11 protein-coding genes are annotated in these 14,938 nt (G+C 70.0%); 5 read left to right on the forward strand and 6 right to left on the reverse strand.

Translation table 11 applies throughout. The features are described from left to right. Window positions 1-46: 46 nt before the first annotated feature. From ACX114_RS01315 to ACX114_RS01330, 4 genes are all read right to left on the reverse strand, one after another. Entirely contained in the window at window positions 47-1,324 is a 1,278-nt protein-coding gene (locus ACX114_RS01315; RefSeq protein ID WP_459293897.1) for a hypothetical protein, read from the reverse strand. A 1-nt stretch (window position 1,325) separates the two neighbouring features. Beyond that, window positions 1,326-4,106 (reverse strand): TonB-dependent receptor domain-containing protein, encoded by a 2,781-nt coding sequence (locus tag ACX114_RS01320; protein WP_459293899.1) that lies wholly within the window; start codon window positions 4,104-4,106, stop codon window positions 1,326-1,328. Between the two features lie 102 nt (window positions 4,107-4,208). Beyond that, window positions 4,209-5,492, reverse strand: coding sequence for a hypothetical protein (locus ACX114_RS01325; protein WP_459293901.1), 1,284 nt, complete (start codon window positions 5,490-5,492; stop codon window positions 4,209-4,211). Window position 5,493: 1 nt separating this feature from the next. Then, window positions 5,494-8,268, reverse strand: coding sequence for a TonB-dependent receptor domain-containing protein (locus ACX114_RS01330; protein ID WP_459293902.1), 2,775 nt, complete (start codon window positions 8,266-8,268; stop codon window positions 5,494-5,496). Between the two features lie 413 nt (window positions 8,269-8,681). Here ACX114_RS01330 and ACX114_RS01335 point away from each other — a divergent pair, with 413 nt between their 5' ends. The 5 genes from ACX114_RS01335 (at window position 8,682) to ACX114_RS01355 (ending at window position 13,338) form a co-directional block, all read left to right on the forward strand. Beyond that, a complete protein-coding gene (locus ACX114_RS01335) occupies window positions 8,682-9,791 on the forward strand; it encodes a GRAS family protein (protein ID WP_459293904.1) in 1,110 nt (369 codons plus the stop codon). Then, window positions 9,788-10,279 (forward strand): CinA family protein, encoded by a 492-nt coding sequence (locus ACX114_RS01340; protein WP_459293906.1) that lies wholly within the window; start codon window positions 9,788-9,790, stop codon window positions 10,277-10,279. Before ACX114_RS01335 ends, ACX114_RS01340 begins: the two co-directional genes overlap by 4 nt. Window positions 10,280-10,363: 84 nt before the next feature. Then, on the forward strand, window positions 10,364-10,762 hold the full coding sequence (locus ACX114_RS01345) for a hypothetical protein (RefSeq protein ID WP_459293908.1): 399 nt from the start codon (window positions 10,364-10,366) through the stop codon (window positions 10,760-10,762). A gap of 12 nt (window positions 10,763-10,774) precedes the next feature. Then, on the forward strand, window positions 10,775-12,079 hold the full coding sequence (locus ACX114_RS01350) for an AHH domain-containing protein (protein WP_459293910.1): 1,305 nt from the start codon (window positions 10,775-10,777) through the stop codon (window positions 12,077-12,079). A 161-nt stretch (window positions 12,080-12,240) separates the two neighbouring features. Beyond that, window positions 12,241-13,338 (forward strand): imm11 family protein, encoded by a 1,098-nt coding sequence (locus ACX114_RS01355; protein WP_459293911.1) that lies wholly within the window; start codon window positions 12,241-12,243, stop codon window positions 13,336-13,338. On the opposite strand, the gene ACX114_RS01360 is transcribed toward ACX114_RS01355, so the two are convergent. After that, window positions 13,339-13,965: a hypothetical protein gene (locus ACX114_RS01360; protein WP_459293913.1), complete on the reverse strand. Its 627-nt coding sequence runs from the start codon at window positions 13,963-13,965 to the stop codon at window positions 13,339-13,341. Further along, window positions 13,965-14,882: a fatty acid desaturase family protein gene (locus ACX114_RS01365; protein ID WP_459293915.1), complete on the reverse strand. Its 918-nt coding sequence runs from the start codon at window positions 14,880-14,882 to the stop codon at window positions 13,965-13,967. The genes ACX114_RS01360 and ACX114_RS01365 overlap by 1 nt, the downstream gene beginning before the upstream one ends. Window positions 14,883-14,938: the final 56 nt, after the last annotated feature.

The following is a 14,938-nucleotide window of genomic DNA, read 5'->3' on the forward strand; positions in this document are numbered from 1 at the left end:
CCCCCAGACAAGCAACTTCCGGAGGTTGGAGGGTCACCCGCAATGACTATTCAAAGATGGACAATTCGGAGAGGGTATAGAACTCAGCAGGTGGGGTGGTCCCGTTGTAGGTAAGGGATTCCACGGACAGCCGCACGAAGCGCACGGGGCCGGTGCCGGAGAGGGGCACGTCCTGGAAGGCCGGCTCCTGGACGCCCAGGCGGAGCATCCCGTCCCCATAGGGAGATGCCCCCTCGGCAGGCTCGGTGTAGAGGCCGAACGTCGCATCGCGCAGGGACTGCTCCAGCGGGCTCATGTCCCGCAGTACGACGCGCGCCAGGGATTGCCACTGTTCGCCGTCAGCACTGCCCTCCAGGACGAGCCAATCCTTACCGCCACTGCCTTGCAGGTAGTACAGCCCGCGCACCACCGCGCGGCGCGGCAGGGCCGGCTGGGGCAGGGTGATGACGACGTTGTGGAAGCGGGGGTCGGTCTCCTTCTCCCAGAAGTCCACCGGGGTGAGCAGGCCATCCGTCCATGGACAGACATCCGGAAAGGACGGCTCGCACGTCGCGCCGCGACTGATGGGGCGCAGCGTCCCCGCGGGCAGCGGTTCGGCGCCGGTGCGCCATTCCTGCCGGAAATAGACGGAGCTGGTCTCACCGCCCAGCGGAGAGAACAACCACGAGCCCATGCTGGCGGCGCGCAGCCGCACCTGGGGCGCGGCGAAGTCCTCCATCACGTACGGGCTCGGCGTCCATGGGGACTCCGTGCCCTTCTGCCGCCAGAGCAGCTCGCCGCCGGACGTGACCCACAGCAGGGGCTCCGGGGCGGTGGGCAGCAGGGGAATCGTCGAACCGTCCTCGGCGAGCAGCTCCAGCGTGTCGCCGGTCTCCGGCACGGGAGGTGCCGGGGGCGCGGGCGGGAAGGCCACGGTGGGGCCCTGGTCGCTGCTGCCCACGATCGGGCGCGCATCCCATGGCTTCAGCGTGGGCAGCTCCACGTCGTCCTGCATGGTGAACGAGAGGAAGGTGCCGCTGCCGTCCGCGTCCAGCGGCAGCGCCAGCCGCAGGCGGTTCGAGCGCCTGTAGTAGTCCTCCTCGCGCACGGCGTCCCCGGACAGCATCTCCAGGGTGAAGTCGCCCGAGGCCTCCGTGGTGGCGGTGGTGAGCGGCGTGAAGACGTCGTCCTCCAGCCGCTCCAGGGTCAGCGTCTCGCCGGAGCGCGGCGTGCCGTCGAGGTGGAGCGCGCGGCCGTACGCGAAGATGGGGTCCTCGGGATAACGGTCGCAGCCAGCGGTGGTGAAGGCCAGCAGTCCCAGGGAAGTGACGAGTGCGCGCCGCATGTCAGTAGGTCGCCTTGAGCCCGAAGAGGGGGAGGATGACGGGGATGCGCATGGGGACCCGCACGGGGCGGACGTCCTTGTGGGGGGAGCCCTCGTAGTCGCCGCCTTCGGAGCGGTACTCGTAGGCCACCACCTCCTGCTGCGCGGAGAGGTTGAGCACGTCGAGCGACGCATCCAGGGTGAAGTCCTGGTAGGCCCACGACTTCGCGATGCGCGCGTCCACGCGGAAGAACGGCGCCAGCCGCTGCGTGCGGTCCAGATCCTGCCGCACCCATTCGGTCGAGCCGTCGCCGTTCGTCACCCAGCGCTGCGTCTGCGAGGTGATCTGCCCCGTCTCCGGACGGCCGGTGTTGAAGTGCACCACCGTGCCCACGGTCCAGTTGTTGCCGAACTTGTAGCTGAGCGCGGCGTTGAAGGTGTGCGCCTGCTCGAAGGCGAAGGGCAGCGTGCCCTCCACCGTCTTCAGCACGCGGTTGTCATCGCCGATGCGGCTGAAGCGAGCCTTCCGCTTGCTCTGCAGGAAGCTGTAGGACACCCAGCCGAACCAGTGGCGGCCCAGCGGGTGGCGCGCCATCAGGTCGAAGCCGTAGGCATGGCCGGTGGTGGCGGGGTCCTCGCCCAGGCCGCCCCGGCGGCGGCGGTTCTCCGCCACGTCCACCAGGTCGAACTCCACCGCGCGGGAGAGCGGGTTGAAGTACGCGTCCGCGCTCAGCTCCAGCCCCTCGAAGGCCTTCCACTCAGCGCCCACGTCGAACTGCGCGCCGGACTGGAGGCCGTAGCGCAGGCTCGCGGTGTCGATGGCGGGCACGTGCACGAGCACGGTGGGCGGCTGGTGGTACAGGCCCGCGCCGCCCTTGAGCGTGAGGGTGTCCGTCAGCGAGTGACGCACGGACAGGCGTGGCTCCACCGCGGTGAAGGTCATGCCCGGCACCAGGTGGTACGCGTCCACGCGCAGGCCCGGCGTCACCACCCAGTCTTCCGAGGGCTTCCACGTGACGGACGCATACGCGCCGGAGAAGGTGGCCAGCGCGCTGGGCCGCTTGAGCGGATCCGCGTCGTCGGAGGGCCGCCAGCCCGGAGGCCGCGCGGTGCCGATGAGCGTGGTGGCGGAGCGGCGGTGCTCCACGTCCGCGCCCACGGCGATGTCGAGCGACGGCGTCAGCGCGCGCCGCCACCCCGCGCGAGCGGCGACGCTCACCTGGCTCAGCCCGTACTCGCCCACGTCCTGGCGGACGAGGGTACCCCCGGCGTTTTGCGTCTCCTCGCCGGTGAGGTCCAGGCCGTCCCAGCCCAGGGTGACGCCGACCTCGCCCTCGCCCTCCGCCACCGGGTGCGTGCCGCGCAGGTCGATGCGGTGGAAGCGCGACACGACGCCGCCGCCCTCCGCCCCTGCCAGCATCTCCGGCGCGATGCCCACGTCGTCGGAGCTTCCCAGCGCGAACAGGCGCAGGCGTCCCTGGCCTACCTTCTGCTCGATGCGTGCCTGGTAGTCCCAGAATCCCGCGCGCAACTGCTCCGCTTCCGGACGCTGGAGCGCGTTGGCCGCCAGCGAGATGAGCAGCGCGGAGTAGCTGAAGCGGCCCGCGAGGCTGACGCTGGTGCCCGTGGATTCAAAGGGCTGTTCAATGAAACCGCCCGCGTTGAGCAGGTCCGCGTACGCGGTGAAGTGCAGCCGGTCCTCGCGAGGACGGCTGAGGCGGCCCTCCACCGCGCCGCCGAGCACGCGGCCGTACTGCACCGGCGGCGCGCCGGGATAGAAGTCCACGGTGTCGATGAAGTCCGGGTGCACCACCGCGGGCCCGAGCAGCAGGTGGTACAGCATCGGGATGCGCACGCCATCCAGGAAGAAGCCCGTGGCGGCGGGCTGGCTGCCGCGCACCACCGGGTAGCTGATGCCGGAGGCGAGGCTGCCCACGCCCGGCATCAACATCACCACGCGGAAGGGGTCGCCCAGCGTGCCGGGCACCTCGCGGATCTCCTGCTCATGCAGGCTGATGCGGGTGACCTCCGTGCGAGGACGCTCGTCGCGCACGACGGTCTCGTAAGGGTTCACCTCGCGAGGCTGGAGCCGGTAGATGACCTGGAGTGTCTGTCCCTGCGTCAGCGTCTCCGTGAACGTCGTCGTCGCATGACCCGGAGCGCGGACCTCCAGCGTGTGCGGACCCGGCGGTAGATCCACGGTGAAGAGGCCCTGCGCGTCCGTGGTGGCGGAAGGCTCCGGAGCGCCGTCCAGGAAGAGGGCTGCGTCGGAGAGAGGCTTGCGCGTGCCGCGTGCGCGCACCTCGCCGGTGAGGCGCGTGGTGGAGGCAGGGACCTGCACGGGCGGCGTGAAGCGATAGACGAAGGGCAGCCGCACGGCCACGGGAGTGCCGCCCAGCGTGGCCGGGGTGAAGCGCAGGCCCGGGGCCGCGGCGAGCGCCGCGTCGGTGAGGCGCGGCTCGGAGGCGGAGCGGACCACCTTCGCTTCCGCGACGCGGCCCTCCACGTCCACCAGCAGCTCCAGCTCCACCTCGCCGGGCGTTCCCTCCAGGCCTTGTGGCCACGCGGCGGGCGAGTCAGCGGTGAGGCTGGGAGGCACGAGCGTCGCATCGCCCGCGTCGGGGGAGAGACCCAGGCGGAGGGCGTCCTCGGTGGAGAGGGCCTGACCCGCGTCGGTGGCGTGGACGTCCACCTCCACGGCACGCGGCTCGCTGGTGGCGGAGGGCACGCCCTGGGCGTGGGCGGTGGCGGCGGACAGGAGCGCGAGCGCCAGCGCCAGGGGGACGGCACGGGGGAGGAACATGGGCGGGCGCTTCAACACCGGACCGCCGCGAATGTGTCACTCGCGCTGGCGCCGGACGGAAGTCGGTTCACGCAGGGCATCCGGACCGGGGCGCGAATCCCCCTACTCGAAGATGGACAGCTCGGAGAGGGTCCGGAGCTCAGCGGGTTGGATGGTGCTGTTGTAGCCAAGGGTTTCCACGGTGAGCCGCACGAAGCGCACGGGGGCCGTGCTGGTGAGGGGCACATCCTGGAAGACCGGCTCCTTCCTGCCCAGGGGAAGCGGCCCGTCGCCGTAGGGGGAGTCACCGGTCGACTGGACGTTGAAGCCGAACTGGGTGTCGAGCAGGTTGCGCTCCAGTGAAGTCAGGTCCTGGAGCGTGACGCGCGCCAGGGGCTGCCACTGCTCGCCGTCCGCGCTGCCCTCCAGGAGGAGCCAATCCTTGCCCTCCGGTCCCGGCACGTAGGTCAGCCCGCGCACCACCGCGCGGCGGGGCATGCCCGGCTGGGGCAGGGTGATGGCGATGCTCTTGGCCCGAGAGGCGGCCGGCTCCTGGGGGAAGTCCACGGACGTGAGCAGGCCATCCGTCCAGGGACAGGCACCGGAGGGAGACGGCTCGCACGTCGCGCTGCGGCTGAGGGGGCGCAGCGTCCCCGCGGGCAGCGGTTCGGCGCCGGTGCGCCACTCCAGTTGGAACTCCACGGAGCTCATCTCGCTGCCCAGGGGGGAGTAGATCCACGTGCCGCGACTGGCGGCGCGCAGCAGGACGCGAGGCTGGACGAAGTCCTCCAGGACGTACGGGCCCGGCGTCCACGGTGACGTCATGCCGCGCTCGCGCCAGAGCAGCGCGTCGCCGGACATGACCCACATCAGGGGCTCCGGGTCGGTCGCCAGGAGAGGGATGAAGTCGCCGGTGGCCCCGTCCTGCAACTCCATCGAGTCCGCCGTCTTGGGCTGGGCAGGCGCTGGGGGCGCTGGGGGGAAGGCCACCAGGGGGCCCTGCTCTCCCATGCTCACGGCCGGGTGCGCGTCCCAGGGCTGCAACGTGGGCAGCTCCACGTCGTCCTGGAAGAGGAACGAGACGAAGGCACCGCTGCCGTCCGCATCCAACGGCAGCGCCAGGGTGAACCGGTTCATGTCCCTGAAGGCATACGTATCGCTGACGGCCTCGCCGTAGAGCAGCTCCAGGGTGAAGTCGCCGGAGGGCTCCGGGAGGACGGTGCCGAAGGGCTGGAAGACCCGGGTGTCCCGGTCCATGCGCTGGACGCTCAGCGGTTCGCCGGAGTGCGGCGCGCCGTCCCGGCGGAGCGCGCGGCCGTACACGAAGACGGGGTCCTCGGGATAGCGCTGGCAGCCGGTGGTGGCGGAGGCCAGGAGCGCCAGGGAGGTGACGAGTGCGTGTCGCATGTCAGTAGGTCGCCTTGAGGCCGAAGAGCGGAAGGATGATGGGAATGCGGATGGGGACCCGGGTGGGCTGGATGTCCTGGGGCTCCGAGCCGCTGAACCCGGACTCGAGGCGGTACTCGTAGGCCACGACCTCCTGCTGCGCGGAGAGGTTGAGCACGTCGAGCGACGCATCCAGGGTGAAGTCCTGGTAGGCCCACGACTTCGCGATGCGCGCGTCCACCCGGAAGAAGGGCGCCAGGCGCTGTGCGCGGTCCAAGTCCTGCCGCACCCAGTTGGACGAACCGTCCGGGTTCGTCACCCAGCGCTGCGTCTGCGAGGTGATCTGCCCCGTCTCCGGGCGGCCGGTGTTGAAGTGCACCACCGTGCCCACGGTCCAGTTGTTGCCGAACTTGTAGCTGAGCGCGGCGTTGAAGGTGTGCGCCTGTTCGAAGGCGAAGGGCAGGGTGCCCTCCACCGTCTCCAGCACGTGGTTGTCGTCGCCGATGCGGCCGAAGCGAGCCTTCCGCTTGCTCTGCAGGAAGCTGTAGGACACCCAGCCGAACCAGTGGCGGCCCAGTGGATGGCGGGCCATCAGGTCGAAGCCGTAGGCGTAGCCGGTGGTGGCGGGGGACTCGCGCAGCGCGCCCCGGCGCCGGTGGTTCTCCACCACGTCCATCAGGTCGAACTCCACCGCGCGGGAGAGCGGGTTGAAGTACGCATCCGCGCTCAGCTCCAGGCCCTCGAAGGCCTTCCATTCCGCGCCCACATCGAACTGCGCGCCGGATTGGAGGCCGTAGCGCAAGCTCGCGGTGTCGAAGGCGGGCACGTGCACGAGCACGGTGGGCGGCTGATGGAACAGGCCCGCGCCACCCTTGAGCGTGAGGGTATCCGTCAGTGCGTGACGCACGGACAGGCGCGGCTCCACCGCGGTGAAGGTCATGCCCGGCACCAGGTGATACGCGTCCACGCGCAGGCCCGGTGTCACCACCCAGGTGTCGGACGGCCGCCACGTGGCGGACGCATACGCACCGGAGAAGGTGGCCAGCGCGCTGGGCCGCTTGAGCGGATCCGTTTCGTCGGTGGGACGCCAGCCCGGTGGATACGCGTTGCCGGTGATGGTGGTGGCGGAGCGGCGGTGCTCCACGTCCGCGCCCACGGCCAGGTCCAGCGAGGACGTCAGCGCGCGGCGCCAGCCTGTACGCGCGGAGACGCTCACCTGCTTCAGCCCGTATTCACCCGCCTTCTCGATGAAGAGCTGGCCTCCGGCATCGCTCCGCGTCTCCTCGCCGTTGAGGCCCAGGCCATCCCAGCCCAGCGTGACGCCCACCTCGCCCTCGCCGCCCGCCACGGGGTGCGTGCCGCGCAGGTCGATGCGGTGGAAGCGGGACACGACGCTGGCCCCGTCTGCCCTCCTGCGCAGCTCCGGAGCGATGCCCACGTCATCGGAGCTGCCCAGCGCGAACAGGCGCAGGCGGCCCTGGCCCACCTTCTGCTCGACGCGCGCCTGGTAGTCCCAGAACCCCGCGTGCACCTTGTCGACTTCCGGCAGGACCTGGGTTGCCAACGAGATGAGCAGCGCGGAGTAGCTGAAGCGGCCCGCCACGCTGACGCTGGTGCCGGTGGACTCGAAGGGCTGTTCGATGAAGCCGCCCGCGTTGATGAGGTCCGCGTACGCGGTGAAGTGCAGCCGGTCCTCGCGAGGCCGGCTGATGCGTCCCTCCACCACGCCGCCCAGCATGCGGCCGTACTGCACCGGCGGCGCGCCCGGGTAGAAGTCCACGGTGTCGATGAAGTCCGGGTGCACCACCGCGGGCCCGAGCAGCAGGTGGTACAGCATCGGGATGCGCACGCCGTCCAGGAAGAAGCCCGTCGCGGCGGGCTGACTGCCACGCACCACCGGGTAGCTGATGCCGGAGGCGAGGCTGCCCACGCCCGGCATCAACATCACCACGCGGAAGGGGTCGCCCAGCGTGCCGGGCACCTCGCGGATCTCCTGCTCATGCAGGCTGATGCGGGTGACCTCCGTGCGAGGACGCTCGTCGCGCACGACGGTCTCGTAGGGGTTCACCTCGCGAGGCTGGAGCCGGTAGACGACCTGGAGCGTCTGGCCCCGCGTCAGCGTCTCGGGGAACGACATGCTCTCGTGACCTGGAGCACGGACCTCCAGCGTGTGCCGGCCCGGCGTCACGTCCAGCGCGAAGAGGCCCTGAGCATCCGTGGTGGCTGAGGGCTCCGGAGCGCCGTCCAGGAAGAGGGCTGCGTCGGAGAGAGGCTTGCGCGTGCCGCGTGCGCGCACCTCGCCGGTGAGGCGCGTGGTGGAGGCAGGGACCTGCACGGGCGGCGTGAAGCGATAGACGAAGGGCAGACGCACGGCCACGGGAGTGCCGCCCAGCGTGGCCGGGGTGAAGCGCAGGCCCGGGGCCGCGGCGAGCGCTGCGTCGGTGAGGCGCGGCTCGGAGGCGGAGCGGACCACCTTCACTTCCGCGACGCGGCCCTCCACGTCCACCAGCAGCTCCAGCTCCACCTCGCCGGGCGTTCCCTCCAGGCCTTGCGGCCACGCGGCGGGCGAGTCAGCGGTGAGGCTGGGAGGCACGAGCGTCGCATCGCCCGCGTCGGGGGAGAGGCCCAGGCGGAGGGCGTCCTCGGCGGAGAGGGCCTGACCCGCGTCGGTGGTGTGGACGTCCACCTCCACGGCGCGCGGCTCACTGGTGGCGGAGGGAACTCCCTGCGCACGGGAGGTCGCGCCGACCAGGAGCACGGCGGCCAGCACCAGGTGAACGGAATGAGAGGGGGCCATGACGGGCGGACGCTTCAAGCAGCGGCCACCCGACAGGTTGTCACCCAGGCCGAGCCCGGAAGGCTCCGGCGCGACGTGGGTCCCGCACGCATTCATGGCTTCAACCCCTGGTGTCCGTGACATCCCTGGCGGGTCGGAAGTCGGCCCGCGGGGGGCATACGTTCCGGGGGAGGAGGCTCGGCTGTTCCTTCTGACGCGGAGCTCGCGGGCGCCCGACCCCGGATGCCGTCAGGCCCGTGCGTCCCCTGCCATGGCCTCCGCGTCGCGCTACTCCGTCCCCAAGGGCGGCGCGCTGTGCGAACGCGCACGGCCCTCTGTCCCGAGGTGCCGCCCCCTGGAGCCGCGACAAGAGCGGTCGTTACACTTTTTCATGTCGAGCGGAAGCCACGGCCAGGGTTCCGCGGGGAGGGCGCATGCGGACGCCGAAGGACGAACTGCTGCTCCGGGCGATGGACCATGCGTTGTCAGCGCGAACGATAGAGGCGGTCGAAGCGCTGGCCGCGCTCTACCGGTTGTTGGACGCGGAGCGCATTCCCGAGGACGAGAACTACGCCGTGTTCGCCACGGCCCTGTCGCGCCGCCTGGAAGGCGCGACGGGGGCGCTGCACCCGTACCGGGCCTCCGAGGTGGACGGAGGCGCGCCACAGATTGAGCTCTTCCGGCGATTGATGAAGCACCTGCCGCTCGCGTCAGCGGCGGACGCGGTGGCGAACGCGCTGCTCGCGGACCTCCTGCGAGGACACGCGGAGGCGACGCTGCTGGACGTGGGCATCGGGCAGGGGCGGCAGGAGTGCAACCTGCTGCGAGCGCTGGCGAAGGCGGGCGCGCTGCCCCGGCACCTGACGGTGGTGGGGGTGGACCCCAGCGGCACGAGCTTGGTGGAGGCGCGAGACGCGGTGCTGGCGGTGGCGGAGGAGGTGGGGCTGTCGCTCGAGTTCGTGAAGCTGGAGTCGCCGGTGGAGGACCTGGACGTGGCGACCTGGGCGGCGTTGCGAGCCGTGCGCCGGCCGCTGGTGGTGAACGCGGCGTTCGCGCTGCATCACGTGGCGGAGAAGGAGACGTCGGGCATGGAGGCGCGAGACGCGGTGCTGGCGAGGCTGGCGTCGCTGGGCCCGGTGGGCGTGGTGATGTGCGAGCCCCACGTGGACCATCACCGGGCACCGGCGCGGGAGCGGTTGAAGAACGCGTGGAATCACTTCTCCCGGGTGTTCCAGCTGCTGGATACGCTGGAGATACCGGGCGCGGAGCGCCGCGCCATCAAGCGGTTCTTCGGCCGGGAGGTGGATGACATCGTGGGCACGGTGAACGAGTCGGAGCGGTGTGAGCGCCACGAGCCGGCGCTGGCCTGGTGGGAGCGGTTGCGGCGCGCGGGCTTCACGCCAGGAGGCGGGCTGGAGGCGCTGTGTCCGGACGACGTCCACCCGGCCGTGGGCCTGTGCGTGGAGGAGGGCACGGTGGGCATCACCTTCCGGGGCGATGTGCTGGTGTCGGTGCTGGCGGCGGTGCCAGGGGAGGGCGCGTGAGCGACCTGGATGCGTTGGCGCCAAAGGTCATCGCGAGGTGCCGCGAGGCCAGGGTGCGCCTGGTGCTGGCGGAGGCGTGTACGGGAGGGCTGATGACGGCGGCGCTGACGGAGGTGCCGGGGGCGTCGGCGGTGGTGGAGCGCGGGTTCGTGCCGTACTCGAACGAGTCGAAGGGAGAGCAGCTGGGAGTGCCGCTGGCGCTGTTGCAGGCGCACGGCTCGGTGAGCGCGGAGGCGGTGGGCGCGATGGCGGCGGGGGCCCTGGAGCGTTCGTGGGCGGACTGGGCGGTGGCGGAGACCGGCATCGCGGGGCCCGGGGGAGGGACGGAGGCGAAGCCGGTGGGGCTGGTGTTCATCGCGGTGCAGCGGCGCGGGAGGGCCGCGGTGGTGGAGCGTCACCGGTTCGAAGGGGACCGGCGCCAGGTGCGGCAGGCCGCGGCGGCGCGAGGACTGGCCCTCCTTCTGGAGCAGGTGGGCGTGGAGTCCTGAATAGGGGACTCATCCCTCCGGACGTTGGCACATGGAGGCCTGATGGAGGACAAGGTTTGACGCAGTCTCACGAAGGGGGCCTCGATGTACCGAATCGACGTGGACCGAGCGGAATCCATCGTGAGCTTCGCGCTGGAGGGCTACATCCGGCTGGAGGAGATGAAGCGCTTCGTGGAGGACCTTCGCGCCGCGACGGATGAAGTGGCGGGGCAGGCCATCAAGATCGAAGCGGACCTGCGCACGTTCCGGCCGGCGTCGCCGGAAGCAGCGGATCTCATCCGGAAGGTGCAGGAGTACGGGCTGCGCTCCGGGGTGACGCGGGTGGCGGAGCTGGTGCAGAACCAGATCGTCGCGTTGCAGTTGAACCGGGTGGCCTCCGGGAGCGGCACGGACAAGATCCTCCGCCGTTTCTGGCAGGAGTCCGCGGCCAGGACCTGGCTGAAGCACGGAGACGCGGAGCTGGGCGTGGCGCTGCAAGGCTGAGCGGAAACGGACATGCCAGCGCGCGGGTGGTGCGTGCTGTGGGTGTTGTTCGTGACGGGCTGCGCGACGTCACGGACGGTGCGGTTGGACACGGGAGAAGGCCGGGCGCGTGAGCACACGCCGCGCACGGACACGAGGCCCGTGGCGCTGGAGGCAGACACCTTCGAGAAGGCGGTGCGGACGCTGGCGCGCGAAGCGCCGGTGTCGCTTCGGCTGTTGAATCCCGGAGCGGTTCGTCCAAGGGCCTCACTGGGCGTCGTGTCGGTGGACGACCCGAGGCAGGGCCGCGTCCGCGTGGCGCAAGGGAGCACGGAGCTGGAAGCCGCCTACGGGCGCTGGTGCGTGCGCAAGCGACTGTCCGGAGACTGCCTTCACCTGTTGGACCGGAGCCTCACGCTGGATGAGGAGGGCAAGCGGACGCTGGCCTTCCGCATCGCGTTGGACTCGGTGTGGGAGGAGACGGCCGAAGCGCTGGAGGGGATGGTGGACCCCGAAGCGACGGTGTCCCTGCTGGTGATGACAGGAGCGGTGTACTTCAGCCTGTGGCTGGTGCCGGAGCCGCTGTTGTCAAAGGGAGTCGCGGCGACGCTGACCGTGGCCCTGATCGCGTACCTGGGCTGGGACACGGTGTGGAGCCTCATCCAGGGCTGGAGGGTCCTGGCGGCGGAGGTGAAGGAGGCAGAGACCTTCGACGGCATCCGAAGCGCGGGAGAGAAGTACGGCGAGGTGATGGGAAAGCAGGCGGCACGGGCCTTCGTGATGCTCGCAATGGCCGCGCTGGGAGGCACGGCGCAGACGCTGGCGACAAGGGTCGCGACGCTGCCCGGTTCAGCACAGGCCGCGCTGGTAGGAGCGGAGCAGGGAGGCTTCCGGCTGGTGGCCGCGGCGGAGGTCTCCGCAATCGCGGTGTCCGCGAGCGGAGAGGTGACGATTGCCCTGGCGCCCAACGCGGTGGCGATGTCCGCGAAGGGGCCGAATGTCCCGGCACCGGTCGATGTCCACGAGCACCACATCGCCACGAACAAGTGGTGGGAGGCCACGCACAACGGTGGGCCATGGTCGCCTCAGTTCCAGAGGCTATTCGACCGGGCAGGAATGTCCCTGGATGACCCCGCGAACAAAGTCCGTGTCCCGGGCCATAAGGGGCCTCATCCCGAGGCGTACCATCAAAGAGTGCTCTCCCGGTTGAACGAAGCAATGGAGGACTGTGGCAGCATCCATCAATGCCGCGAGGCGCTCACCAACGAGCTTCGTCGGCTCGCCAGCGACATCTTGAACACGAGCACGACACTCAATAGGTGGGTCACGAAGTCATAGATGGGCGGGAGTCTCTCGTGGCGATGCGGTACTTCGAGCTGATCGATGATCTGTATGTCCCCGGTCGTTGGTCGCTGGGCGATCCCATTGATGCGTCCGGCCGGGAGGTCGCCAATCCATGGATGTTCAGGAAGGGTGAACCCGTCAGCTTGGATACGCCCTTGAAGATTCCGGTCGACCATGTCGGCCAGCCGTTGGACTTCACGCTGGTGGGCGTCGGCTTGGCGCCCGTCATTCAGGCTGAAGCGGCAGACATCCTGACCAGGCTCGCCCCGGATGATGTTCAGTTGCTGCCCGTGACGGTCGCGTCGGAGCCCGGACCGCACTTCCTCGTCAACGTGCTCCGTCTTGTCAGATGCATCGACGACGAGGCTTCCGAAGAGGTGCTGTATTGGAAGCCTGAAGATGGGCGTCCAGAGAAGGTGGGGAAATACAGGGACGTCGCTGGCATGCGCATCGATCCGACGAAGGTGGGCGATGCCAAGGTCTTCCGCACCTGGGGGTGGACCGTTGCGCTCATCGTCTCCGAGGACATCAAGGAGGCCCTGGAGCACGAGAACATCACTGGAGTGAAGTTCCGGGAAGTCACCGGTCCCAGCGAAGTCAGCCCGGAACAGCGCGAACACAACCGCAAACTTCAGGTGCTCTACGAGCGAACGGATACAGCCCGCACCGCGTTCTGGCGCACGCTGGGCACCCTGGACGAGGAAGCCATCCTCCCCATCGTCGTCGGAGGAGGCTGGCCCGCGAGGCGCCAGGTCTGGCGCGTCATCCACCGTCCCGAAGGGCGCACGCTCTTCGTGACGGATGGCCTCTCCGACTTCTTCGTGGACACAGTGGAGCCCTCCGTGGGCTTCGGCCTGGAACTCGCGCTCGAAACCGACGAGCCCGTGGAGAACGTGGCGAAGAGCTGGCAACAGCTCTTGCTGGAACGCATCGCCAACGAGCTCGTGGGCCACGAACACCTGCGCGAACCCGCCAGGACCGGCATCCTCTCCATGGAAGTGGATGGAGAGCGCATGCCCGAACCTCTCCTGACGAAAGAAGGCCGGGTCGCCGTGCTCCTCGGCATGGACACCCCCACACTCCCGGGTCACTTCACGATGCCAGACGGACAGGTCCGGCTCGTCACCGTGAAGGCGCTGATGCCTCGGGAGCTCACGTACCTGCTGGAGCACGGCCGGGAGGAGCTGATCCACCGCTTCAACCAGTCCCACCCGGGCCATCTGTCCAAGGCCTGGCGCCAGCCCGTGGTGTAGCTACCGCATCCCCAACACCAGCCACACCGCCAGCGCTCCATACAGCGGCACGTTGAGCGCCAGCGTCAGCCGGTTGATGCGCCGGAACCGCTCCTGCTCCGCGTCCGCGAACCACACCCCGTCCTCGCCCGTCGTGCGTCCCTCCACGGCCTGATGGAACAGCGCCGCGTACGCCACCTCCACCAGCAGGGTCACCAGCACCAACCCCACCAACGCCAGCGCCCACACATCGCGCCCGTCGAGCACGCCGGCCCACTTCTCCCCGGTGTACACAAGCCCCGCCCCCACCAGCGCGATGCACCCCAGGTCATGGCCCACGCCATACGGCGGCCGCCAGTTGCGCGACACGTAGAGCATGTAGAGCTCCGCGGCCCCGCGCAGCCACATGGACACCGCGAACGCCCCCAGCACGATGCGCGCCTCCACCGGCACGGACGCATCCAACGCCACCAGCGGGCACACCACGAACCAGAGGAACACCGCGTACAGCAGCCACGCCAGCTTCGGCCCGGAGATGCGCCCACCCCGGCCGCCCTGCGCGTTCTGCCGGCGCCGGAACGCCACCGCCGCGCTCGCGCACGCCAGCAACGCCACCACCAGGAACACCCGTGTCAACGAAGTGAGCATCAGGAGGAACGAGGATAGTCGTGGGGAAACCGTTCGACGTACCACGCGCGAAGCCGGGGCAGGTGCGTGAGGGACACTTGCGGGTGCAGGTGATGCACCACGTGCATCCCGATGTGCCGGGGCGCCAATCCCAACCGCCCCCACCACCCGAGCCCATGGTCGCGAGTGCACGCGAACACATCTCCCAGCGTCCGCCCTTGCACGGGAACGGCGGTGTGCTCCGCGAGCAACCGGTACGCGTTGAACCCAGACGCCACCAGCAACGGCACCCCATACCCCCACAGCACCGCGGAAGGCCACCGCACCGCCAGCGCCAACACGCCCAGATGGAACAGCACCTGCCCCGCCTCCGCCCGAGCACACGCCGCCACCTCCGCATCCCGCGTGAGCACACGCCTGGAGCGGTCCTGAAGGAACACGCGCCCATACGCCGTGCGCAGCGAAGGCAGCACCCAAGCGCAGAGCCCCACCGGTCCCCGCAGCACCCAGCCGGGAATGACGCTCAGGAGCAGGAACCACCGCCACGCCGTGCGCAGCCGTCCTCCATCCGGAGGCTTGCGGTACGGATCCGACGGCAGGCCCGCATCGCGGTGATGGCGAAGGTGGTGGTAGCGCATCGCCGCCAGCGTGGACGCGATGAGGTAACCCGCGACGGCCTCCAACAGACACAGTCTCCATTCGCGTCTTCGCGAAGGCAGGTGGACCGCGTCATGAAGCAGGACGCCCAATGCATGCAGCCGTCCCGCGACGACGAGCACCGCCAGCGGCATCAGCACCGGAGGAGCCCAAGCCATGACCGCCCACCCCAGGGCCATCCCCGCCCACTCCACGGCCGCCAGGCGCAGCAGTCCGGAGGGCGTGGCGGGAACGAGCAGCTCGCGAGGCACCGCCGCGCGGCGAGGCAGGGAAGAGGACATCGGGCGCCAGGACTCCACGCATGGGCCCCGGACGCAAGCCCCGTGCGGATTGGACA

The organism is Corallococcus sp. M7 (genome assembly GCF_054512695.1).

Bases quoted from the DNA above. Each gene is read 5' to 3' on its own strand.
- ACX114_RS01325 (WP_459293901.1), bottom strand. From the start codon at position 5,492: ATGCGACACGCACTCGTCACCTCCCTGGCGCTCCTGGCCTCCGCCACC.
- ACX114_RS01345 (WP_459293908.1), top strand. From the start codon at position 10,364: ATGTACCGAATCGACGTGGACCGAGCGGAATCCATCGTGAGCTTCGCG.
- ACX114_RS01335 (WP_459293904.1), top strand. From the start codon at position 8,682: ATGCGGACGCCGAAGGACGAACTGCTGCTCCGGGCGATGGACCATGCG.
- ACX114_RS01320 (WP_459293899.1), bottom strand. From the start codon at position 4,106: ATGTTCCTCCCCCGTGCCGTCCCCCTGGCGCTGGCGCTCGCGCTCCTG.
- ACX114_RS01315 (WP_459293897.1), bottom strand. From the start codon at position 1,324: ATGCGGCGCGCACTCGTCACTTCCCTGGGACTGCTGGCCTTCACCACC.
- ACX114_RS01350 (WP_459293910.1), top strand. From the start codon at position 10,775: ATGCCAGCGCGCGGGTGGTGCGTGCTGTGGGTGTTGTTCGTGACGGGC.
- ACX114_RS01365 (WP_459293915.1), bottom strand. From the start codon at position 14,882: ATGTCCTCTTCCCTGCCTCGCCGCGCGGCGGTGCCTCGCGAGCTGCTC.
- ACX114_RS01330 (WP_459293902.1), bottom strand. From the start codon at position 8,268: ATGGCCCCCTCTCATTCCGTTCACCTGGTGCTGGCCGCCGTGCTCCTG.
- ACX114_RS01360 (WP_459293913.1), bottom strand. From the start codon at position 13,965: ATGCTCACTTCGTTGACACGGGTGTTCCTGGTGGTGGCGTTGCTGGCG.